This is a genomic window from Chryseobacterium electrogenes (assembly GCF_053553015.1).
Genome location: NZ_JBNPPB010000002.1, coordinates 426,394 through 450,180, shown reverse-complemented (window position 1 = coordinate 450,180; position 23,787 = coordinate 426,394). Strand labels below are relative to the sequence as shown.

The window sequence follows — 23,787 nt, the reverse complement described above, 5'->3', positions numbered from 1 at the left end:
GGGTTATGCTTTTGAAATATTGCCTAGACGGTCAATGCTCAATTTAATCAAAATTTCTTTTTCTTTTGTAAATTCTATTTTATTTAATTGTGTAAATTCTACTTTATTGACTATTGTTGTGGCGACTTGACAAGGAATTACAGAAAGTCTATTGCCTGTAAAACTTACTATTTTATAAATATTTTTACTTTTATTGTTTGAAATTTTACTAAAATTTATTGCTTTTATATTTTCCATTTCATCACCATCAGGAATGTAAACCAAATCATTTGGGCATAGATAAAAATCATTTAACCCTTTAAAATCAACAACAGACAATCCTTGCTTTTGTCTTTCAATAACAATATTCAAAGGAATAGTTTCATAACTTCTTTTTCCATTTCGATCTTCATATACTGCAAAAAACAAGTTTGTTCCCTTAGCCGCCTCTACATATTTATCTTTCTTATTTCCAATTTGTCCAACTTGAAATTTACTACCCAATTCAAATACTCTTACTTTATTAATAGGTTGATGTGATTTCCCATCGTTATATTTTTCGATGTTATTATTCAAATCTTCGATTCCCTCTGGGGAAAATGCCAATTCTGCACTCCCTTTAAATTCTAAATAATTTTTAAGTATTTTTTGAATTCCAGTATCGGTAATTGCATTGATAGATTTCAAATCAAACGATGTATCTAGACTTTTTCTTGTTGCAGTCAAGATTTTACCTTTAGGCACTTTAATTCTTGGTAAATCTACTTTACCAGAAACCGTTTCCTTATGCATAGGTTTTCTTATCGCCCAATTTGTCCCTGTCTGCTCTACCCTTTCTTTAACTTTAACACCATCTTTCTCTACATATTTTTCATAATAATTAGTCGCTTTATTAATGACACGAAGATTTTGTTTAAAGCTTACTATGATTTTATCTAAATTATTTCTAGCTTCAACTGTAAAGTTATCCCATGGTTTTAAAAACTGTTTAGGTATTTCTCTTTCGATTCTTTCGCCAGTTTGTGGATGATTGTAAACCGTTTTCTCAAACTTCATCAATTTCTTTTTCAAATCGTAACGTTTTGTCTCTGATTTGGCAGATTGATTGTTAAGCAAATTAACGTGATCCTTAGTCGCACAAGCAATGACTAAAGCATCCAAAGCGTGATGACGATGGTCAATTCTCTTCTTTGAAAAACCTTTTGAAAACTCAACAGGAACAGTTGGTAAAAACTTCTGATGATTCTCGTTCCAAGCTGTGAAATCTGTCGAATTGGTCAGTTGATTCATTCTTTCAAAACGAGGTAAAATCAAATCATTCCAAACATCATTCAGTCCCCAATCTTGTTTTAATTGAGTGGTAATTTTCCCATTTCCTGGCACTATGTTTTTAGAATTTACACCGTCATCTGTTGCTTCTGACTTACCTTTTTTACGAATTTTATTTGCTTTTTCTTCATCTTTCTCTTTCTTTGCTAAAACCTCTGCATCTTCAATTATTTTTTTTGCTTGTTCTTCATCAATTCTCACGATATTGGAAAGTACACCAGAAATATATTTGCTAATATAGCGTGTATCGTTAAGTTGTCGTTCAATCATTTTCTCAGGAATTTCTTCCAAAAGAAGTTTAGTTCTTTTTCCGCGATTATTATTGTAATGTTTTTTTACAAAATCTTCATAAGCATCTTGTTTAAAAACAGTAACCGATTTTCCGTTTCCGCATTCAATTTTAGTTCCGCCAAATTGTTTTATAAATTCAAGTCCTATATAATTATCTTTCAATTTATTAACCGCAGACTCACAAATTACTTTATTACCAAAACTATCATCAAAATATCGGCTTTGCGGAATGATATGTTCAATTTCATATTCCGGTGTGAACAATTTATTCAAAGGAATAATTTGACCTGTATAAGGCGATTTATATTTTTGCTCCAACCAAAGTTTATATCTTTTCAAATCCGATGGAGAAGGTTGTGCAGTTTTGCTGATTTTCAGAATATCGTCCTCAATTTCAATATCGGATTTTAAAATTCCATCTTCATAAATTTTTAAAATCTCTTGTTGCATCGGAGAATACGGACGAACATTTTCTACTGCATTATCATTCATCATTTCTGCCAACAATGCTTTGATGCGAAGATTGGTATTTTCATTTTCCGTTATTCTTTTGGTGACATCTGCTCTTTCATCTTTTGTTTGTTTCATATCTCTCCCGAGTTCAATATGGATTTCATTGAAGAAATCTTTAGCGCCATTTCCGTATTTCAGCCAAATATCTTTCACCACACGAAGCGTTTCTGTAATAACTTGCTCTACAATAGGATTACGAAGCGAATGTTGTTTAAATTCTTTTAAAAACTCTTCTAAATCGTCTGCCGAATTCCATTTTCCAATCATAGAAGCTTCAGAATGCCTGCCATAAACAATATATTGAGCCAGCCACAATTGCAGACCTTGAAAATGACTTTCCATAGTGAGATTAATAGCTTTTTCTCTTACTTTGTCTTTAATGTTTTCGTCATATTCTCCAGTAATAATTTTCTGAATTTTGTCTTTTGAACACTTATCGATATCTGCATAATTCCAATATTTCCCCAATCGCATCAAAGGCAACAATTTCTTAATTGCTTTCTCAGAAAAAGAACCATACTCACTTTTAAACGGCGGGAATTTTCTAAAAGCATCAATGAAAGAATTTTCATCAAGATTATTTTTATTAGCAAAAGATTTCAATGCTTTTTCGTATTCAATTTTATCGTTAACGGAATAGATGATGTGCCAAATCTTTTGTTCAATTTCTCTTGTGAAAAAATCTTTGGAAATATTTACAACTTTATCTAAACGCGAAAAAATCATCGTTTTTGTTTCGTTGCAAGGATATTTCTTATCCTCTACATAATTCCAACGATGTGTTTTTTCATTTAACTTAAAATGTTTAAGCAAGGCTTTTTGGTCAACTTCTTTTCTGTTATTTAAGAATTCAAATAGATTTTCGAAGTTTTCTGTTGTATTTAAAAATTCTTTAGTAACATTAGAATCATCATCTTTTTTATAAATATTAAGATTATAAATCCATTGCCAAACTCTGAATTCCTGATAATAAGGATTAGATTTTGGAATAGCCTTAAGATATTGAGTATGCTCTACTCCATTTTCATCTTGGTATTTTCTATATTCCAAAGTACAGTTTGAAATCGACGATTTCTGGCTTCTCAAAGGTCTTTGGTAGAAAATTATATCTTCGATCAAAAGGTGAACAAAATCTTTTTTGCTCAAAGTCAATTGATGCGCTTCATTATTTTTATACAATTCTCTAACGCAATCATTGTAGAAATCATCATTTTGTAATTCTGGATGAAATGATTTCTGTGTTTTTAAAATCTGTTTAAGTTCTTCTTTATAAAACTTTCTCTCAATGGTACGGACTAACTTTCCTTTAATTTTCTGTTTTGGATTCTGAAGAAGAGTTTCATAGATATAAGTCCCGACAGTTTTGCGAGAATTGTAGATTTCTTGTTCTGTTTTCTTTTTAACCAAAGTCCAGTCATTTTCGCTTGGTGCACGGAAACTTCTTTTTTCATTTCCGTCTTTATCTGTTCTAACACTTCCATCATCATTTAAATCTGTAGTAACAATAAAATCTCTAGTTTTATTCTTCCAGTCAAACAAAGGCGCTTTGCTTGCACGTCTGTAAATCCAACCATTTTCTAAAATCAATGAATACCAAATGTCAGATTTTCCTTTTTGAGGTTCATCAGCCAAAACATCTATTATGGTTAAAGAATAGAATTCAACCAACTTATTTGGGGTCTCTTCCTCCTCTTCTCCACGCAATTGATAATAACCTCGTTTTTGATTAAAATTCAATAGAATCCAGGCTAGTTCTTCTTTTTCAATTTTTTGAGTTAGAGCCTTATTACGAAGATAATATATCGTCCAATCATAAGGAACTTTTTTATTATTTTCTAAAAGCTGAGGTTGGTGATTTTTAAAATCAGAAAGCATCTCATCAAATGAATCTTTAAAAATAAATTCATTAGCATTATAGACCAATTTCGGTTCTGACTCGCTTTTAAATTTACCAAATCTCTTTTCAAAATCAATTTGTATAGCATAATGATTAGGAAGAAAATTCAAAACATTTAAAACTCTATGAAGTCTTTCTCTTCTTAAAAGAAATCTTTCACGCAATCTTCTTACACCTCGATAACCTGTTCTTGATGCAGTCTGAGAAACAGAATTCCCTTTTCCGAAATCGCCCAAAATATCTTGAGACATCGGGATAATACGACTTCCCATCCCAAGAATTTCTCCTTGTTTATTTGTAAAATCTTGTTTGATTAACGCCCAACCAATCGAGTTGGTTCCTAAGTCTAATCCTAATATATTTTTGGCCATAGTTTTATTTTTCTGTAAACTCTCTAAAGATAAATAGTTATTATTAATATAAAATACGCAAAACCATAATTATAAATAATATTTATTACATATCTTTGTACAGAAAGCAATTCACAATAAGGATTATTCCGTTGTGAAAACATTTGGGTCACCTCTTGTCCATAATCAGGAGGTTTTTTTATGCCTAATTTTTTAGAGTACACTCATTTTGTTCAATAAAAAAGACATAAAAAAAGTAGCAAAGAAAATATCTCTGCTACTTACTAATTAATAGGTTTTATTTTTTTTATGGATTGGTAGAAAAAATAGATGCACTCGCAATCATCGCTCTTCTATTCATTTTTAAAATATCTCTCACCCATTCTGCAAAATCTTCTGGCTGAAGAACTTTATCAGGATTACCATCTGTTAATCCACCATTAATGCTCATATCAGAAGCAATGGTACTCGGCGTTAAGGTAATGACTCTAATGTTTTGCTTTCTCCATTCTGCCATCATAGATTGAGACAAAGAGATAACAGCCGCTTTGGACGCTGCATAAGCAGACATATTAGGACCGCCTTTAAGACCTGCTGTAGAAGCCACATTGATTATATCACCTTCTCCATTTTCTTTCAAGAAAGGATAAACTGCTTTGGCAGCGTAATAAACACCAAAAAGATTGGTTTTAATCACCTGTTCCCATGTTTCTGAAGACATAGCTTCTATAGAACCGAAATCTCCAATTCCTGCATTATTAACTAGAATATCTACTCCTCCAAGCTCTGAAACCAAGCCAGAAATACCAACTTTTACTGCGTCTTCATTATCAATATCAAAAACTGAGTAAAAGGCATTAACGCCCAAAGCTTTAATCTCGGCAACAGTATTTTTAAGATTTTCTTCGTTTCTTCCGGTAACACCTACATTAACGCCTTCTTGTGCTAAGATCAAAGCTACAGCTTTACCAAGACCTCTTCCACCGCCTGTTACGATTGCGTTTTTAGATTTTAATTCTGTCATTATTTTAGATTTTAATAATTAATATAAAACACAAATTTATCAAACAATTGTTTAAAAGAAAAATAAATTCTCTTTATGTTTAAAATGCTTAACAAAGGTAAAAATCTTCATATTGAAGAAAGCATAAAGCCTGTTAACTAATTCATAAATTAGCTCAAAAGTAAATATTAAAATTAAAAACATCAATTACAAAACAAAACTCTCATCGAGTTAATCCATACAATCAATAGCGCTATTCTTATTCGGTTATATATTTATTTTGTAAATTGACTTTAATTAAAAAAACAACAATGGCCGTCCCTACCAATAAAGAAGAATTGCAAAAGGCAATAAGCACAAATTATGAAAAACTAATAGCAGAGCTCGCAACTATTCCTAAAGAATTATGGACTCCCAAAAACTTAGAAGGACACGCAAAAGGCACAACAATGAGCATCAACAATCTAGTTGCCTATCTTATTGGCTGGGGAGAATTGGTACTAAAATGGAATGATAAAAAAGATAATAACGAAAATGTAGACTTTCCCGAAACTGGATATAAATGGAATGAACTGGGGAAACTTGCACAAAAGTTTTATCTAGATTACGAATCATATACTACCGATGAATTAACCACAAAACTAGATGACACTGTATCTAGAATATTAGACTTAATCCATACAAAATCTAATCAGGAACTTTACGAAGTCCCTTGGTACACAAAATGGACACAGGGAAGAATGATCCAATTCAACACATCATCACCTTACAGCAACGCAAGAGGAAGAATTAAAAAATGGAAAAAACTTTCACAATAGAAACTATTATCTTTTTTCAAATAACATAAAATTACTTCAATTGATCCGGGATGTCAGTAGTGACAAATCCTATTTTTTGGTTTTTAAGCATTTGAAAAATCTTAACATCATTAACCGTCCAAGAATTGGTAATCAAGCCTAAGGCATTAGCCTCCGAGATCCAAGTCGGATTTTTCTCAAAAATGCTGTAGTGGTAATCTATACCATCCAGACCTTCGGCTTTAATCTGCTGTGGCGAAAGCTCACCATTGAGATACTGAACTTTAAATTGAGGTTCAAGTCTTTTTACTTCTTTGCAAATATTGAGACTAAAGGAGATAAAGTCACATTGGTTATCCAGCTTAGCTTCTTTAATCAATGCAATGATTTTTGCGACCATTTCATTTTCCAATTCTTTGGTCTTGGCAGGTTTTATTTCGACAACTAATCTTAGCGCTTTATCTTTTTTAGCTTGTTTAAGATAATCTTTAAAAGTAGGGAAATCCTCTCCGTTAGATAGTTTCAGTTGTTTCAATGCTTTAAAATCCGTTTTAGAAATCTCCATATCACCGTGATGCTCGTCATGATTAACAACGATAACACCATCTTTGCTCATGCTTAGGTCAAATTCAGAACCGTATATTTTCAGTTCCTGTGCATTTTGCAAGGATTTCACGGAGTTTTCTGTCGTAGGAGGATTGGTCTTCCAATAGCCTCTATGTGCAACAATCTGGGTCTGTGCATTCATAATTACTGCTTGTAGTATGATGCTTGCTAAGATAACTTTTTTCATAATTAAAGAGTTAAAATTATAAGGAATTTAATAAATTATTATAAGCGGTTAAAATGTGTATTTTGCACCAATCTGGATCTGATAAGGATTGCCCGATAAAGGTTGTAATCCACTCGTGTTAAGATCATACTTAAGCGCCCTAGCAGCAGGGTCGAAACCGCTAATTCTATAAAGGGACATCGTATTGTAAGACTTATTAACGCCCCAATCTTTATTAAGAAGATTAGCCACATTAAAGATATCCATGGACAACTCAAAGGCTCCAATCTTTTCGAATTTTATCTTTTTGGCAACGCGTACATCCCACACCCCGTAGAATCCATTTTTACCGGCATTTCTTTCTACAATCTTATTGTTGTAATCTGTAATATAATTCTTAAGAGCCGATCCCACTTCTGGATTATCAATTAACGCTTGCGTAAGATTAGGGAAGATATAAGCCAAATCATTAGAATCTACAAAATCACCATTAACATTACCGCCAGCCGTTAACGAAAAACGTGTACCACCAATCCCTGAATACCTTAATCCTAAAGTAAATCCGGCAATAGTAGGCGAGTTACCATACAGCACCACTTTATGTCTAAACTGATTATCAGAATAGCTCATCGCCAACTGTCTAGGATCGCTGCTTACCATTGTAGATAATGTCGCAGAATTGGCAACATTACCGTTGAAGGATGTATTATCCTTAATGTCAGACCAAGTATAACTTGCTGTAATCTCTCCATCTTTCCAATAACGGTAGCTGGTATCTACCACCCATGAGAATTGATTAATCTTCCCATCGCTAACCAACTCTAGCACTCTACCAAAATTTTTATTAATACGGCCTTCTTTCCAATTCATTGATCCATTAGCCCCGACAGTCGCAAGCGGTACAAAAACGCCTCTTCCTCCTTCGGCATCCAAAGTAAAGTAAGGATTAGCTGCCATATTTCTGTCATAGTAATAATAATTATTTCTGCCCAACGCCATATAACCAGCTATACCAACTCTAAACCGCTCATTAAAGAAATGAGTATAAGAGATATTAGCTTTATAGACTACGGGTATTTTGGCATCTTTGCCCGTATAATTAATTGTAGGAACCTGATATTGTGCAAGAGATGGCACTGTGGCGTAATTGTTTCTATAACCGTTAAAATCAGGGACAAGACCAATCTTAGAAGGATCAACATCTACCGTAGCCAAATGTTTACCATCAAACACCAAATTATTAATCAACATATAATTGTTAATATCAGAAGAGAAGATACCGGCACCAAATTTCAAGAAATCTACGCTGTTTTCATTAACATTCCAATCAAACTGAAATCTAGGCTGGACAATAAAAGACTTGATCTTATTATCGGTCCTAATGCCCATCTCGTTATATAACTTCTCATTAAACTGGGCTTTTGGATAGCCACCATAATCTAATCTAACGCCCGCCATAAGGTCTAGTCCTTTTGCTATTTTAGTTTGAAATTGCCCGTACAATCCTACATTCCAGATGCTGGATTTTACAGAATAATCATCTACCAAAGGTACTTCTCTGTAGAATCTGTATGCGGTAAGGTTGTTAAAATTATACAAATTATCAGGATTGGTAGTAGCCTCTCTAAAGTGGAATCTACCATTAACCTCACTACCATAAACAGATCTGGCACGGGTATACATAATGTCTGTCCCAAAGGTATATTTAACTTTATCTGTGTTGTAATACAAGTTATCAACTATCTGGAAGACATTATTCTTAAAACCTTCCTGGGCAAAACGGTGCCCTCCAATCTGGATATTCGTGGCTTTATTGCCGTCAATATTGGTAATAACATTTTCTACAATTGCTCTCGGCATCGGATGGCCTAACTCATCATTCTGATAACTATTTTGAAACGCATATAAATACTGGACTTTCAGTTCATTGGTAATGTTAGATTTTAGGTTAGATCTTAATGTAAGCAAGAGGCTGTTATCCCAGTTTTTATCATTGCCATAAGACTCATAGAGACTAATTGCCGTATTATCTACCAGACCTTTTTTATTAATATCATATGTAAAATTGTTTCTTAAAGTCAAGAGGTTTTTATCATTAATCTGCCAGTCTAAACGTAGAAATCCAGCGTCAGAATTTCGGACTTTATCAAAACTTCCAAACTGTGGACCATTTCCCACTCCGTATTTTGTGCGGGCAATATTAAGAAACTTATCAAGTGTGGCATTAGTTACGTTTAATCTGAGTTCGTCCTCATGCGACTGAACATCAGCAATCAACAATGGTCTGGAATCCAACTGATGATCCCACGCTACAAAAAAATGCAACTTATTCTTAATAATAGGACCTCCTAAAGTAAACCCAAACTGAGACGTAGAGAAGTCATTGGTTCTCTTATTCCCTCTGATATCATAAGAACTGGATAGCCAATTGGTTCTCAAATATTCCCAGGCACTACCTGTAAACTTATTGGTTCCGGACTTGGTCACTGCACTAATGGTTCCACCACCGCTTCGCCCCAGTGTTACATCATATTGATTAGTTGCGATTTTAAACTCTCTCACCGCCTCAATCGAAATAGAAAAAGGAGCACCGCTTCGGCTTGTTGTTGCGCCAGAAGAGGTCGGGTTTTTAGCGGTCATTCCATCAATGATAAAGTTGGTAGAAGATCCCAACTGTCCTGAGAGATTACCATTCTTACCACTCAATGGAGAAAGTTCAGAAAGGTTGGCAAAGTTTCTACCATTAACAGGTAAGATGCCAATATTTTTTGAAGAAATAGCGGTTGCAGCACCTAGATTTCCTATTTTATTTTTAAGGTTTCCGAGAATAGTAACGCCTTCAATTTTGTTTTCTTGAGCTCCCAACTTAATATTAACTGTTACCTGATCGCCAAAATTCACATTATAACCTTCTCGCTTTTCATCCTCCACAATAACCGTATAAGGACCTCCTAAAGGTATTTCTTTAAAGATATATTCGCCTTGCAAGTTGGTTTCAGTTTCGGTTTTAAAACCTGTGGACTCATTAACGATGATTATTTTAACTTTTTTCTGTGCGCTATTATCGGTATTTGTAATTTTACCAGTGATTGACGCTTGTGTGGTCTGAGCATAAAATAAGCTCCCGAAAAACAAGAGTCCCAAAGTAATTTTGAATTTCCTCATAGTATTTTTTTATGGGACTAATTTAGAACAACGTCCCATCTGGTAGATCAATACAAGGTTAATATATCATCAATTCTATGAAAAGCATATCTTAATTTAATTTTAATCTTACAATAAATTAAGCATTTGTCACTTGCAAGATATTTCAACATTTAGGTCTCCTATTTTTTTAATTTGGCATTAGTTTATTTATTTTTGCTGAAAGAAAATATCCCATGTCCAATACCATCCAACATACTATAGAAAGCTTGAGAGAAGAGCTTCACCAACATAATTACAATTATTATATTTTGGATGAAGCAACGATTTCGGACTTCGAGTTTGATCAAAAACTGAAAGAACTGCAAGCTCTCGAGGCGCAACATCCAGAATTTTTTGACCAAAACTCTCCTACTTTGCGTGTTGGCGGTTCTGTGACTAAGAATTTCCCGACGGTACAACATCAATTCAGGATGTATTCTCTGGATAATTCTTACGATTTTGAGGATCTCGAAGATTGGGAAAAGCGAATTATAAAGACTATTGACGAGCCCGTAGAATTTGTCGCAGAACTAAAATATGATGGCGCTTCTATCTCTATTTTATATGAAAACGGAAAGTTGGTAGAAGCCGTAACGCGTGGCGATGGATTTCAAGGCGATGCTATAACCAATAATGTCCGTACAATTTCTGATATTCCCTTGAAGTTAAAAGGTGATTTCCCTGATCGTTTCTTCATCAGAGGCGAAATCTATCTCACCAGAAAAAACTTTGACAAAATTAACAAAGCCCGCGAAGAAGAAGGTCTCGATCTCTTTATGAATCCTAGAAATACAGCCAGCGGAAGCCTAAAAATGCAAGATTCTGGCGAAGTAAGAAAACGCAGCCTTTCGTCTGTTTTATATCAATATATTGCAGAAGATTTCCCTGCAGAAAGCCATTGGGATCTTTTGGCTAAAGCTAAGCAATGGGGTTTCAAAGTTTCTGAAGATCAGGCAAAATTATGCACAACGCTCCAAGATGTGAAAGACTTTATTACCTTTTGGGACACAGAAAGACATCAATTACCATTTGAGATTGATGGGATTGTGATTAAAGTTAATTCTCTTAAACAACAGCGACAATTAGGCTACACTGCAAAATCGCCACGTTGGGCGATGTCTTATAAATTTAAAGCAGAAAAAGTAGAAACACTTTTAGAAAAAGTGACCTACCAAGTTGGCAGAACTGGAGCTATAACGCCTGTTGCCAATCTAACGCCTATTTTGTTAGCTGGCACCGTTGTAAAGCGTGCTTCTCTCCACAACGAAGATATTATCAAAAAGCTAGACTTACACGATAATGATTACGTTTATGTGGAAAAAGGTGGCGAAATTATCCCCAAAATCGTTGGTATTAATTTAGAAAAAAGAAATCCTAATTCTAGCGCCATTTCTTACGCAACTAATTGCCCAGAATGCGGAACAGAATTGATTAAATTAGAAGATCAAGCGGCTCATTTTTGTCCTAATGATCTGCATTGTCCGCCACAAGTTGTCGGAAGAATGATCCATTACGTTTCTAGAAAAGCACTTAATATCGATAATCTTGGTGGCGAAACGATAGAACAATTATACCGCGAAAAGTTAATCGAAAATCCCGCTGATTTCTACGCATTGACCAAAGACCAATTGCTTCCCCTGGAACGAATGGCAGAAAAATCGGCGCAAAACATCATCGACGGCATCGAAAAATCAAAAGAAATTCCGTTTGAAAAAGTATTATTCGGGATTGGAATAAAACACGTCGGCGAAACGGTTGCTAAAAAATTAGCTAAGAACTTTGAGACTATTGATGCGCTAAAAGCAGCCACCCAAGAAGAACTAACGCAAGTAGAGGATATTGGTGGGAAAATTGCAGAAAGCATTGTTTTATTCTTTCAAAATTCCGAAAATTGGTTGATGATAGAACGTCTGAAAAATTATGGCGTACAACTAGAAAAAGGCGAAAATACCACCGAAACATTGAGCAATACCTTAGAAGGGAAAACTTTCTTGTTTACAGGAAAACTATCATTATTTACCCGAGAATCAGCAGAAGAAATGGTAGAAAAACACGGCGGAAAAAACATTTCTGCAGTTTCTAAAAACCTCAACTATCTCGTGGTTGGCGAAAAAGCGGGAAGCAAACTAAAAAAAGCACAAGATATTGGTACTATTATCATTTTGGACGAGCAAGAGTTTTTAGATTTAATTTCTTAAAATAAGATTATTTTATAATATGAAGATTATTTTTTTTCTTACAGTTCCTTTGCTTTTTAAAAGCCAAAGCATCAAAGTAGTTGATAGTCTTAATAATAAATCAATTCCATTTGCCAAAATAATTAGTAAAGATCATTTATACCTAACAGACTCTTCAGGGGTTTACATTTTTGAAAAAATCCCAACTGAAAACGTTACAATATCCGCACCTGGTTATGAAAATAAAGCAACCGAAATTAAATCTAATCTATTATTAACGCTAACTCCTAAGATTATTCCTATTGAAGAAGTTAAAATATCATCTAAAAAACTAGACATAGATAATATAATCGGCTACAAAAATGGAAAACAAATCACTTTTATAAGCGAAAACATAGAATATGCAATCGAATTAAAAAATGATTCTGAGCTAGAATGCAAAATTGATAATATAGAAATCCCCTTTAAAAAATCTAAAAATAAAAAAGGATATTTGCTATTAGATATGTACGAAAATAAGAATGGTCGCATTGGAAATATACTAAATAATCAAAATTACATTGTTCCTATTTCATCTGTTGATAAAAATAATTTATTAAAAGTAAAAGATAACATCTATTTTCATAAAAACGAATCCATCTATATCGCCGTAACTTGGATAGAAAACATAGCTAAAAACAGTGATAAATTTACCAATATTATTAGTTTTTTCAGCTTACCAAAAGGTAGCAATGGAAAAATGTATTCCCGAAGAACTACCTATCAATCATGGGATACTACGCCACTTATTGAAAATCAAGACACAAAATCAAGTTTTATTCCAGCTTTTAGAATACACACAAAATGCAGAAAATAAATAACATTTCAATTCATCTTAAATAATATTAAATATCATCAACCTCTCTAAATCGCGTTAGAAGAGGTTTTTTTTTATATGAAGAAAAGAAACTACTATTTTTTTCAAACTAAAATACTATAAAGTAAAAAAGTACATTTATTATCAATAACTTAAACCTGATCAGCAAATTCATTTCATTTTGATAGAATTATCGTAGCTTTAATTAAGAATTTTGATCAGAATGGATTTTATCAGCAAGTTAGATATTTTTAGAACAGCCAATGTAGAGAATGAACTCATACTCATTTTTATCTCAGTAATTATTGGATTGATTATTGGTGCAGAACGCGAATATCAAAACAAATCTGCTGGATTAAGAACCTTTATTTTAGTAAGTTTTGGCTCTTGTATTTTTACCATTCTCAGCGTCGAAATTGGCATACAAAATCCAGATCGTCTTGCCGCCAATATCATCACAGGCATCGGATTTTTGGGTGCTGGTGTAATTTTTAAAGATGATAACAAGATCGGAGGCATTACCACCGCTACAACCATCTGGGCAACTGCTTCTTTGGGTATGGCAGTCGGCTCTGGCCACATCTATCTTGGACTTCTTGGTACTGTTTTGGTGATGTCCATTTTGCGCGTTTTGGCTTATTTACAAGAGTATATTGACAATTATAATAAAATCAGAGATTACAGAATTGTGACTAATAATCTAGAAGATTTCGAGTATTGTAAAAGTCTTTTTGACGAATATAAACTCAAATATATTTTGACCAAACAACAATCCTCCCAAGATAATCTGGCGACAACGTGGCGACTGACAGGAAATAACAAAAATCACGACGCTCTTATCCAAAATCTGATGAGTAACAAAAGAATTAGCGCGTATCAATTTTAAAATAATATGGACAGAAAAAGCACAACAAAAACTGCAAAATCGACTAACAATAATATTTGGTTAAAAGATCCGGAAGCCCATGATTTTCCAGCAGCTTTTGATTATCTTGACTTGCTTTTCGAGCATAAAAAATGCAATGATCTAGTCAACAAACTGAAAAAAGCACCAACCATCCATAAGAAAGCCAAAGATCTTTTCCGTGCCAGCAGACTTCCACTTTTACCGAAAGATAATATCCACGTTCAGGAAAATTTACAAAAGATAAAAGACAAGAAAAAACTTTCGCCGATATTATTAGTTAGAGGCAAAAATGACCTTATTATTGCCGATGGTTACCATAGATTATGTTGCAGCTACTATCTTACTGAAGATCTAGAAGTGCCTTGCAGATTGGTGTAAACCTCTACATGAATCTATTGCTGAAGAATAATCTAATTTCAATCTAAGCAGATGAAAACACTGTCTAAAACAATTTATATTACCATCTTCTTTTTGATCTTTTCAATTATGATCAGCTGCCAAAATACAAATAACGGTACTTATTACGAAATGATTGGAAACCTAAAACTTAATTACAGCATTAAAGGAAAAGGCCCTGTCATGATTGTAGGGCATATCAATTCTGGAAAAATTGGTTATGAACTTAGCTTACAAGCTTTGGAAAAGCATTTTACGATGGTCTATTATGAACCCCGAGGAACAGGTATGTCTCAGGCACCACAAACACTTGATGGCTATAATCAAGATGAGATATTACAGGAAATTGACGCGTTAAGAAAATATTTAAAAGTGGATAAAATTTGGTTATTTGGACATTCTGACCAAAGTGCCATCACTTTAGAATATGCTTTAAAATTCCCTAAGAATACTGCAGGACTCATCTTGACAGGCACTAGCTTAATTGGAACACAACAGGAAACATGGGATCGAAGAAAGAAGTCCGAAACTCGGCGTGCAAAAGAATCGGCATGGTTTGCCAAAGTCCTTCAAGATTGGGATTATATGATTGCGAATCACAGCCAAAATGATGCAGAAGGCCAAGACATTTCGGAAGCCCCAATTAAATGGTGGTGCTACAATAAGGAAAGTGCTAACAAAGTCATTCCGATTGTTAAACAAATAGCAAAGGCAGGAAGGCGAAAACCGATTAATGGGATCTACTGGACAGAAAGACAAAGCGAAAGACAAAAATACCTCGATACTCAAAAGCAATTCCCTAGCATCAGCACTGATATTTTGATTATTAATGGCACACAAGACACCAACAACCCTGTCCAATATGCCGAGGACTTACACAAAGTACTGCCTACCTCGAAACTTGTATTCATAGAGCAAGCTGGACATTTTCCATGGATTGAAAATCCTGAAAAAACTTTTCAAGCCATAGAAAGCTGGTTAAAAACCAAGAATAAACAATCATCATCAATAATTAACTGACGCCATTAGGCTAAAGGAAGAGTATTAATATTTAATATGATTATCAAACATTTCTAATGCTGTTTTCAATAAACCGATTAGGCCAATCCCGAGGACGATTAAGCCTAAAGAAATTTCTTTTAAAGCACCATCATTATTTATAAAATAACCTAAGAAACCCAATATAAAAATCAATAAAGTTAATGCTGAAATCAAAACAATGGCACGTTTTCCTTTCTTGGGATTTTGCCAAATTTTCTTTGAGAATTGATTTTGGGTTTTAGCGGTATCTTGTAAGGTAGAAAAGCTGATACCAATTCCCATAAAAACAAGCGCGATATTGGCATTAACGAGAAAGCTCTTAACATCCGAATTAACAAAAAAATTATAATAAGGCTTTAGCATAAAAAATAAAGCCAAAAGTAAAAAAGGATATTGCAGATAGCTAATTATATGAAACAATTGCTTTATGTCGTTAGATTTCATTAATATATCGTCGTATTTTTAGTTTGAATCAAATTAATAATATCGTAAAAATATGATTTTATATTTTAAAATAACAAGTTATTTTTTTTATGACAAGTTAGTATCAATGGTTTCTGGTTTCTAAAATCCAACTTCTAAAATAGCCCCGATAGAAGCGGCATCCTTTGCTGGGCGAATGAGGCGGCGGAGCGTAGCGGAGCCATCCGAGTGAGCCAAGGAAAGATATAGCGGATAGCGGGAATTGCTCCTAAAAAAAACTCAGAACCAACAATTGATTCTGAGTTTTTTTAGGAGATTAAAATAATACTAATGCATAGCTTCGCTTAGGTCAATCTTACCGCCTCCTTTTCGTTCTCTTACAAACAAAACAAAAGGAATACAAATAAGAAAAATAATCCCTAAATAAAGAAATACATCCATATAAGATAAAACAGTTGCCTGCTTAGTAACGGCATAATCCAAAGATTTGTACGCCGATTGCAAAGCCACATCTGGCGACAATCCTTTTACCATAAAGCTAGCTTTGAGCCCTGCTACTCTTTGCTGAACGTCCAGATCATTGATATCCAAATGTGAAACAAGGTTACTTCTGTACAATTCGCTTTTGTTAGCGATAAAGGTTGTAATGGCAGCAATCCCGAAAGACCCTCCTAACTGTCTCATCATCCCTGTAAAAGCAGCACCTTGACCAATTTCTTGCCCCTTCAATGTACTTAATGACAATGACGTAATTGGGATAAATAATAAGCCCAATCCACAACCTCTTACAATTAACATCCAGAAGAAAGCATCTTTGCTGGTATCTGGTGTCAAGATTTTGTAACCCCAGAAGCTATATACAAAGAATATAAACAATCCCAATGCTACTAATATCTGTTGCTTGACACCTTTGGTCAATAATCTACCAATAATCGGCATCATAAACGCCGTAGTTAGCGCCGCCGGAATCATTAATGCCCCAGATTGCAACGCTGTCCATCCTAAAATACTTTGCGTATACAATGGTACTATAAAGGTTGATCCATATAAGCCAAATCCTAAGACAAAAGACATAGCAGTACCAATTCTTAGATTTCCGTTTTTCAAAACACGAAGTTCTACAATTGGATACTTGAAGGTTAATTCTCTCCAAATAAACAAAATAAATCCAACTGCTGATGTTATCGTCAGTGTAAGAATTGCTTTACTCTCAAACCAATCGTCTTCATGACCTTTTTCTAATATATATTGAAGTGATCCTACAGTGATAGCCAATAAGACAATCCCAATCCAGTCTACATCCGAGGCTTTTCGTTTTTCGGCATAACGTGGACTTTTTATAAACTGAAGTGTCATTATCGTTGCAATAATCCCAATCGGAATATTAATATAGAAAATATATGGCCAGCTGTAATTGTCCACAATATAACCTCCCAATGGCGGCCCTAAAGTTGGTCCAATGATAACTCCTAAACCATAAATAGCCTGCGCCATGCTTCGTTTTTCTATTGGATAGGCTTCTGTAATGATAGTCTGTGAGGTTACCAATAAAGCACCACCACCAATACCTTGACATAGTCTGAAGAATACCAACTCCCAGATATTAGTAGCATTACCACATAAAAACGAAAATATCGTAAAGATAATAATGGAAGCCGCGAAATAATTTCTACGTCCAAATTGTTGTGACAACCAACTGGTCATAGGAACTATAATGACGTTACCAATGGCATAAGCCGTAATTACCCAACCTACCTCAGAAAGTGTTGACCCGAGATTACCTTTCATCTCATTGAGGGCAACATTAACGATGGTAGAATCCACAATTTCTAGAAGTGCACACAATATCACTGTTACGGTGATAATGGCTCTTCGGAAACCGTACTCTACTAATGAATCATCTTGCATAATTTCAATTAGCTTTTAAGGGAAACCACTACTTTTACGTTCATCCCAGCACGAAGTTTCTCCATTACTTTAGGATCAATATGATCAAAGGTAATTTTTACAGGAAGGCGTTGTACTACTTTTACAAAGTTTCCACTGGCGTTATCTGGCGGCAATAATGAGAATGTAGATCCCGTTGCTGGCGAGAAAGAACTTACCACACCATGAAATTCTTGATCTGGATACGCATCTATCTCGATATTTACTTTTTGACCTTCAACCATTTTGGCTAATTGAGTTTCTTTAAAGTTAGCAACTACCCATTTTGAATTGGTTGTCACCACACTGAAAATCTGAGAACCCGCTTGTAGAAACTGACCTTTATGCACTGGCACTTTAGAAACTATACCATCTTCTGGCGCCAAAATTACCGTGTAAGACAAATTAAGTTTTGCATTATCTACATCTACTTGTCTTTGCTTAACTACAGAATTAGCAACGCCTATTTGTTGTGATGTTGCCACAGATTGTGAACTTACGCTACCAGTCTGTTGTGTCGCTTGATTTCTTTGTTCTACTAAAATTTGCAATTGCTTATCAGCAGATTGTTTTGCGGCAAAAGCTTGCTCGTATTGCTGTTGCGTAATCGAATGATCTTTAACCAAAACCGAATAACGTTTAAGATCTTGCTCTGTTCTCCAAACGTTAACTTTAGCGGCTTCTATCTGAGCATCTGCTGTAGAAATTGCCGCTTTAGAAGCATTGATATTTTGTGATGCTGCATTAGCGCCTGCTTGTGCTGAGTTAACATTACTCATCGCAGTGCCCAAAGCTGCTTGCGCTTGGTCCAATATTATTCTTTGGTCACGGTTATCCAAGATAACCAAAGTATCTCCTTTTTTAACCAATTGATTGTCTTTAACCTTAACTTCAGAGATATATCCTGAGATTTTAGAAATAACTGGTGTCACATCTGCTGCTATTTGTGCATCATCTGTCTCCTCATGCGCTTGCGAATAAGTATATTCTCTAAAACCAAAGTAGCCTCCTACAGTTACAGCAAGTGCTAGTACGATATAGAAAACGGGACTTTTTTTCTTTTTCGTCACGTTTTCTTCTTGAGTTTTATTTTGTTCTGACATTGTTATAGATTATTATATGTAAGTTTTATTAATTGATATTTCCTGTTGTTTGTAGTAATTTTTTGTGCGCTAAAGTTGCATCAGCTCTAGAGTTGATAAGATTAACCTGAGCAGAAAGTTTTGCGGTGTCTGCATCCAAAAGCTCTGTCATTGTCGCCAATCCATTATCGAATTTATTTTTTGTGATTCGGTAATTTTCTTCAGCTTGTTCTACAGCTCGTTGATATACATCAATCTTTTTATAGGCAAAAATTTCATTTTGGAAATCTCTTTTCACCTCTAATGTGATATTATCATAAAGAAGCTCGTTAGTCGCATCCAATTGTTTTGCGTTAGCTTCGGCTTTTACCACATCAGAATTTTTCTTCCAGATATTAGCTAAATTATATTGTACGCCCACTCCTACATTAACCGCATTAGTAACCGTTAAAACTTTAGGCACATCTGCAGCAATATAACCACCAGTCAATGCAATCGTTGGAAGATTTTCAGCTTTTGCCGCTTTTCTCCCCAATTCAATAGCTCTTTTTTGATAATCTAAAGCTTGAAGATCTTTTCTATTTTTAAAAGCTTCTGCAAGATATTGGCTGTCTGTAGATATTTCTCTTTCTGCAATATAATTAGGATCAATATCAATTTCTATATTATCAGCAAGACCCAGCAACAGATCCATATTGATGTTAGCAATACTATAATTATTGTGCGCATCTAACAACTGAAGTTCTATATTAGATGTCTGAAGTTGTGCCTTCAACCGGTCATTTCGGGCAATAACGCCATTATCTTCTAGCTTAATAAATGATTGATCTCTTTTCTCTGAAGCCGACAAACTTTCTTCTAACAACTTAATCGCTTGGGATGCTTTAAAAAGATTATTATAAGCTTGTGCCACATTATAAGCAACAGCAATCTTATCATTTTCGGTGCTTAATTTGGATGCTTCTACTAGATATTTTGCGGACTCAATACCATATTTTATACGACCACCTGCAAAAATCGGAAAAGATAGATTGGCAGATCCATACATAACTTGATGAACATCCACGCCACCGCCGTTACCTGCTGGACCTCCTACTTTCAAATCTACAGTAGGTTTTAATGGCATATACATATAAGTTCCTGAGACCTTAAGATCTGGTAACTGCTTATTTTTAGCTTCGAGAAGGTTAGCCGTAGCTTCTTCTATTTTGGCTTGATCTACCTTAAGACTTTTACTATTTTTAATTCCCAATTCTATAGCTTCTTCTAGAGAAATACTACGCTTTACCTGGGCATTAAAAGAAATAAAACCGCTAAAAAGCAGTAATATTATCAGACTCGTTTTCTTATTTTTCATGATAACCTAAAAGGTATTTTAATATATTTTTTAAATTTTCTTTTAATCCGTTATAATATTTTTCATCAAAATCAGCGTGATCTTGTTGTCCGAAAAATTCTTTGTACATATCCTTCCCATTAATCCCCGCGAATAAAGATCCCGCGATAGTAGAGTGAACAAATTCTAGCTTAGGTTTTTTGGTAAAAACACCATTCTTGTAACCTGACTCAAAAAGTTCTTTGTAAAAATTAAGAAAAGACATTTTGGATGTTTTCAAAAACTCTACGATGTAGCAATTATTATTTCTTAACTGTTCTCTTTGTACTATTTTATAAAAAGATTTTAGCTTAATGATGCGACTCATAAATTGATCTACAAGATTGCTCATTTTTTGCCACTCGTCTACGCCAGGCTGATCCATGATTTCCTTAGCAAAAGATTGGCTTTCTTTCATTCTATATTCGAAAATCCTTTCATAAAGTTTTTCTTTAGACCCGAAATAATAAGAAATCATCGATATATTAACCTCTGCTTCTTTGCAAATTTCTCTTGTAGATGTACCCGAAAAGCCTTTTTGAGCAAAAATTTCTTCGGCTACAATAAGAATATGTTCTTCTTTTGAAATCTCCATAAGTATAAAATTCGGGTGCAAATGTAGTGCATGAAAATAAAAAATCAAACGATTGATTGATTATTTTTAATTGAATTTTTCTTCGTTTCAATAGAGAAAAACAATAATAGCGTAAAACCCACAGTATATCAGTAAAGAACAAAGAATTGAACTTTATGATTTTGAGAATATCACAATAAAAAAGATTGAAAAAATTAGAAAATAATCTTTGCTTACTTAAGCTTTTCTATGAATGTAACGGGTTAACTTAATGCCCATATCAGTCCATACAATTTTGGCATTGGCGTTTCTGGATATGTGATAGCTAGCCTCGGAAATTTCTTCTAGGATAGACTCGATATTAGCGCCATGTATATAATTACTGAAGGCATTCCAATTAAAATTATTGAGACTTAGATTTTTATAAACAAGATTCTGATTACCGTAATTCTGTAATAATGCCAACCTAAAAATCTCCGTACAGTAAGATAAAAATTTGATTTGGCGATCTCTATTCCAATTGCTAATATTACGTGCCCATTTTATAATCTCTCGGATAACTTCTGGTTTTTTCTTTGCCATAAAAGCATTTCTCACCCATTGTACAAATAGTTCTTCAAACTCTTGATCGCTATTTTCATGGTTAAGCAACTTTATGGCATTACCCCAGTTTCCTTGTACATTAAAGGCAATTTCTTTGGCTGCTGATTCATCAATTTTCTCTTTAGTCATGATGTGTTCTACCAAAATATCATCATCAATCCTTGGTATGTTCACCAATTGACAACGTGAGAGGATCGTTGGCAAGATATCATCCGCAGAGTTGGCACATAATATAATAATTGTTTTTTGCGGCGGTTCTTCTAGAAATTTTAATAATTTATTAGATGCTTCGTCGTTCATCTTATCAGCGCGCCACACGATAAGGATTTTACTCCCACCTTCGAAACTTTTTAAGGAGAATTTTTTGTTCATATCCTCCGCTTCGCTGGCAGAAATAAAGAATTGCTTTTTTTCTGAATCCAGATAATTAGTCCAATCATCAAAGTTAGAATAAGGATTGGCTAAAATCATCTCGCGCCAATCAGGAAATAACCGACTGCTTAAGGAAATATTTTTTTCTGAATAAACTGGAAAACTAAAGTGCAAATCTAAATGATTGAGATGCTCCACCTTGCTGGCAGAGGTAGGATTTTCTTTGGACAGAATTTCTTTAGCGAAAGCCAGAGCCATCGGTAAGGTACCATAACCTTCTTCGCCTACAAAAAGTTGTGCGTGTCCTACTCTTTGATTTTGAATACTTTCTTGCAGCAACTTTATCAAGTCTTTATGCCCAACGATATCTTCCCAATTCATAACAACAAATATAAAAAATAAGAACTTAATGCGAAATTTTCTCTCCTAAATAAAAGCCAATAATCTAGAATTAATTTATATCCTACATAATTGCTTAATTTATTATAAAATTGACATCTTATTTTACTTAACAAACTTTAACGCCAAATTAATTTTCTCATTCCATTATTAATTAAGATATTTGCGCTTGATTAAATTTAACGGATGAAAAAGGTTTTTGTATTATCATCTATAACTGCAGGATTATTTCTTAATGCACAAAGTATAGGTAATTCCCCATATGGCGCTTACGGAATTGGAGATGTAAAGTTTGATAACACAGTTGATATATCCTCTATGGGAGGTGTGTCTACAGCATATATATGGGATTTTAATAATAATTTTAATTTTAGAAACCCAGCAGCCAATACCAATATGGAGTTAGCAACTCTTAAAGTAGAAGGTAGCAATGAGAATAATTATTACAAGACCGATTACAACAATACGAGTAGTACAAAACATTCTACTTACTTGTCTAATATCGCTATTGCACTTCCTATTTCTAAGAAAATAAAATTCGGGATGGGCTTCCAGCCATATAGCTCGAAACAATATGAGATTCTTAGAACAGAAGATTTAGGAAACAATACAATCATTGGACATAAGTACACCGGAAAAGGTACTCTTAATACAGTACAAGCTGCATTTTCTTATCAAATAAATAAAGAATTTGCCCTAGGTCTTAGATCTAATTTTTACTTTGGAAAACTTAAAGATATAGAAGAAGTTACCTATGCTGATGCTATCTTAATTAATGGTTATGAAAATACCAATAAGATAAAATCTTTTAATTTCACATTAGGATCTACGTATCAGAAGAAGTTGGCTAACGACAAGAAACTAACTTTAGGAGCTACTTATACCTTTGGTAATACAGGTACTATGCAAAGTGTATACACCAACAGTACTTATTATTACACAACAGGAGATATAAAAAACTCTGAAACTATTATTGACCAAAAATATTCTAGTGCTAAAAATTTCCTTCCAAGAGAAGCATCTTTAGGTCTTGGATATGGTCATGATACCAAATGGTTCTTAGGAACACAGGTAGATTATAAAAAGGGTGAAGATTTCAACTTCTTAGGACAAAACATACATTACAAAGATTCTTATAGAGTATCTGCTGGTGGATGGATATTACCTAATTACAACGACTTCAGAAATTATTTTTCTAGAGTAATCTATCGATATGGTGCATATTATGAGAAAGGTGGACTTAGCTTAATGGGTAAAGACATCAACAAGTATGCAATTACAGGAGGTGTTACTTTACCATTCCAAAAAAGTAATATCAACCGTATGAACTCCATAGATCTTGGTATAGAATTAGGTCAAAGAGGAACGATAGAGAATAACTTAATTAGACAAACATTCTTTAACCTACGTGTCGGCATTAATTTTGGGGACAAATGGTTTGGGAAACGTCTTTACCAATAATATTTTAACTTTACTAATGTCAAAAATAATTAGTAAAATACAACATAACAAAACATTAGGAAGCAAGATTTTATTGAG

17 protein-coding genes are annotated in these 23,787 nt (G+C 34.0%); 7 read left to right on the top strand and 10 right to left on the bottom strand.

The genetic code is table 11. The features are described 5' to 3' along the window. Nucleotides 1-3 precede the first annotated feature (3 nt). Together cas9 and ACQQ6V_RS02010 are read right to left on the bottom strand one after the other, a co-directional pair. A complete protein-coding gene (gene cas9, locus ACQQ6V_RS02015) occupies nucleotides 4-4,380 on the bottom strand; it encodes a type II CRISPR RNA-guided endonuclease Cas9 (RefSeq protein WP_448843926.1) in 4,377 nt (1,458 codons plus the stop codon). 286 nt (nucleotides 4,381-4,666) lie between these two features. Continuing rightward, a complete protein-coding gene (locus tag ACQQ6V_RS02010; RefSeq protein WP_448843925.1) occupies nucleotides 4,667-5,383 on the bottom strand; it encodes a 3-ketoacyl-ACP reductase in 717 nt (238 codons plus the stop codon). 266 nt (nucleotides 5,384-5,649) lie between these two features. On the opposite strand from ACQQ6V_RS02010, the gene ACQQ6V_RS02005 reads away from it, so the two are divergent. Continuing rightward, on the top strand, nucleotides 5,650-6,180 hold the full coding sequence (locus ACQQ6V_RS02005; RefSeq protein ID WP_448843924.1) for a ClbS/DfsB family four-helix bundle protein: 531 nt from the start codon (nucleotides 5,650-5,652) through the stop codon (nucleotides 6,178-6,180). Nucleotides 6,181-6,211: 31 nt separating this feature from the next. Here ACQQ6V_RS02005 and ACQQ6V_RS02000 read toward each other — a convergent pair whose 3' ends face one another. Together ACQQ6V_RS02000 and ACQQ6V_RS01995 are read right to left on the bottom strand one after the other, a co-directional pair. Then, on the bottom strand, nucleotides 6,212-6,952 hold the full coding sequence (locus tag ACQQ6V_RS02000) for a glycerophosphodiester phosphodiesterase family protein (protein WP_448843923.1): 741 nt from the start codon (nucleotides 6,950-6,952) through the stop codon (nucleotides 6,212-6,214). Between the two features lie 48 nt (nucleotides 6,953-7,000). Beyond that, nucleotides 7,001-10,096, bottom strand: coding sequence for a TonB-dependent receptor (locus ACQQ6V_RS01995; RefSeq protein ID WP_448843922.1), 3,096 nt, complete (start codon nucleotides 10,094-10,096; stop codon nucleotides 7,001-7,003). Nucleotides 10,097-10,311: 215 nt separating this feature from the next. On the opposite strand from ACQQ6V_RS01995, the gene ligA reads away from it, so the two are divergent. The 5 genes from ligA (at nucleotide 10,312) to ACQQ6V_RS01970 (ending at nucleotide 15,473) form a co-directional block, all read left to right on the top strand. Next, entirely contained in the window at nucleotides 10,312-12,315 is a 2,004-nt protein-coding gene (ligA, locus tag ACQQ6V_RS01990) for an NAD-dependent DNA ligase LigA (protein WP_448843921.1), read from the top strand. A gap of 19 nt (nucleotides 12,316-12,334) precedes the next feature. After that, nucleotides 12,335-13,150 carry a hypothetical protein gene (locus ACQQ6V_RS01985; protein WP_448843920.1) on the top strand — a complete coding sequence of 272 codons (816 nt, stop codon included), beginning with the start codon at nucleotides 12,335-12,337 and terminating at the stop codon, nucleotides 13,148-13,150. A 223-nt stretch (nucleotides 13,151-13,373) separates the two neighbouring features. Next, nucleotides 13,374-14,036: an MgtC/SapB family protein gene (locus ACQQ6V_RS01980; protein WP_448843919.1), complete on the top strand. Its 663-nt coding sequence runs from the start codon at nucleotides 13,374-13,376 to the stop codon at nucleotides 14,034-14,036. A gap of 6 nt (nucleotides 14,037-14,042) precedes the next feature. Continuing rightward, nucleotides 14,043-14,435, top strand: a complete 393-nt coding sequence (locus ACQQ6V_RS01975; protein WP_448843918.1) for a hypothetical protein — start codon at nucleotides 14,043-14,045, stop codon at nucleotides 14,433-14,435. A 108-nt stretch (nucleotides 14,436-14,543) separates the two neighbouring features. Continuing rightward, nucleotides 14,544-15,473 (top strand): alpha/beta fold hydrolase, encoded by a 930-nt coding sequence (locus tag ACQQ6V_RS01970; protein WP_448843917.1) that lies wholly within the window; start codon nucleotides 14,544-14,546, stop codon nucleotides 15,471-15,473. A 24-nt stretch (nucleotides 15,474-15,497) separates the two neighbouring features. Here the strand turns inward: ACQQ6V_RS01970 and ACQQ6V_RS01965 are convergent, their stop codons facing one another. The 6 genes from ACQQ6V_RS01965 to ACQQ6V_RS01940 form a co-directional block, all read right to left on the bottom strand. After that, on the bottom strand, nucleotides 15,498-15,938 hold the full coding sequence (locus tag ACQQ6V_RS01965) for a hypothetical protein (protein ID WP_448843916.1): 441 nt from the start codon (nucleotides 15,936-15,938) through the stop codon (nucleotides 15,498-15,500). A 306-nt stretch (nucleotides 15,939-16,244) separates the two neighbouring features. After that, entirely contained in the window at nucleotides 16,245-17,825 is a 1,581-nt protein-coding gene (locus tag ACQQ6V_RS01960; RefSeq protein ID WP_448843915.1) for a DHA2 family efflux MFS transporter permease subunit, read from the bottom strand. An 8-nt stretch (nucleotides 17,826-17,833) separates the two neighbouring features. Continuing rightward, a complete protein-coding gene (locus ACQQ6V_RS01955; protein ID WP_448843914.1) occupies nucleotides 17,834-18,946 on the bottom strand; it encodes an HlyD family secretion protein in 1,113 nt (370 codons plus the stop codon). Between the two features lie 28 nt (nucleotides 18,947-18,974). Further along, nucleotides 18,975-20,282: a TolC family protein gene (locus tag ACQQ6V_RS01950; protein ID WP_448843913.1), complete on the bottom strand. Its 1,308-nt coding sequence runs from the start codon at nucleotides 20,280-20,282 to the stop codon at nucleotides 18,975-18,977. Continuing rightward, a complete protein-coding gene (locus ACQQ6V_RS01945) occupies nucleotides 20,272-20,895 on the bottom strand; it encodes a TetR/AcrR family transcriptional regulator (RefSeq protein ID WP_448843912.1) in 624 nt (207 codons plus the stop codon). The genes ACQQ6V_RS01950 and ACQQ6V_RS01945 overlap by 11 nt, the downstream gene beginning before the upstream one ends. Before the next feature lie 216 nt (nucleotides 20,896-21,111). Then, the gene (locus tag ACQQ6V_RS01940) at nucleotides 21,112-22,230 is read right to left on the bottom strand and encodes a DNA polymerase III subunit (RefSeq protein WP_448843911.1); all 1,119 of its coding nucleotides are present in this window, start codon (nucleotides 22,228-22,230) and stop codon (nucleotides 21,112-21,114) included. Between the two features lie 204 nt (nucleotides 22,231-22,434). Here ACQQ6V_RS01940 and bamG point away from each other — a divergent pair, with 204 nt between their 5' ends. Further along, a complete protein-coding gene (gene bamG / locus ACQQ6V_RS01935) occupies nucleotides 22,435-23,709 on the top strand; it encodes a beta-barrel assembly machine protein BamG (protein ID WP_448843910.1) in 1,275 nt (424 codons plus the stop codon). Nucleotides 23,710-23,787: the final 78 nt, after the last annotated feature.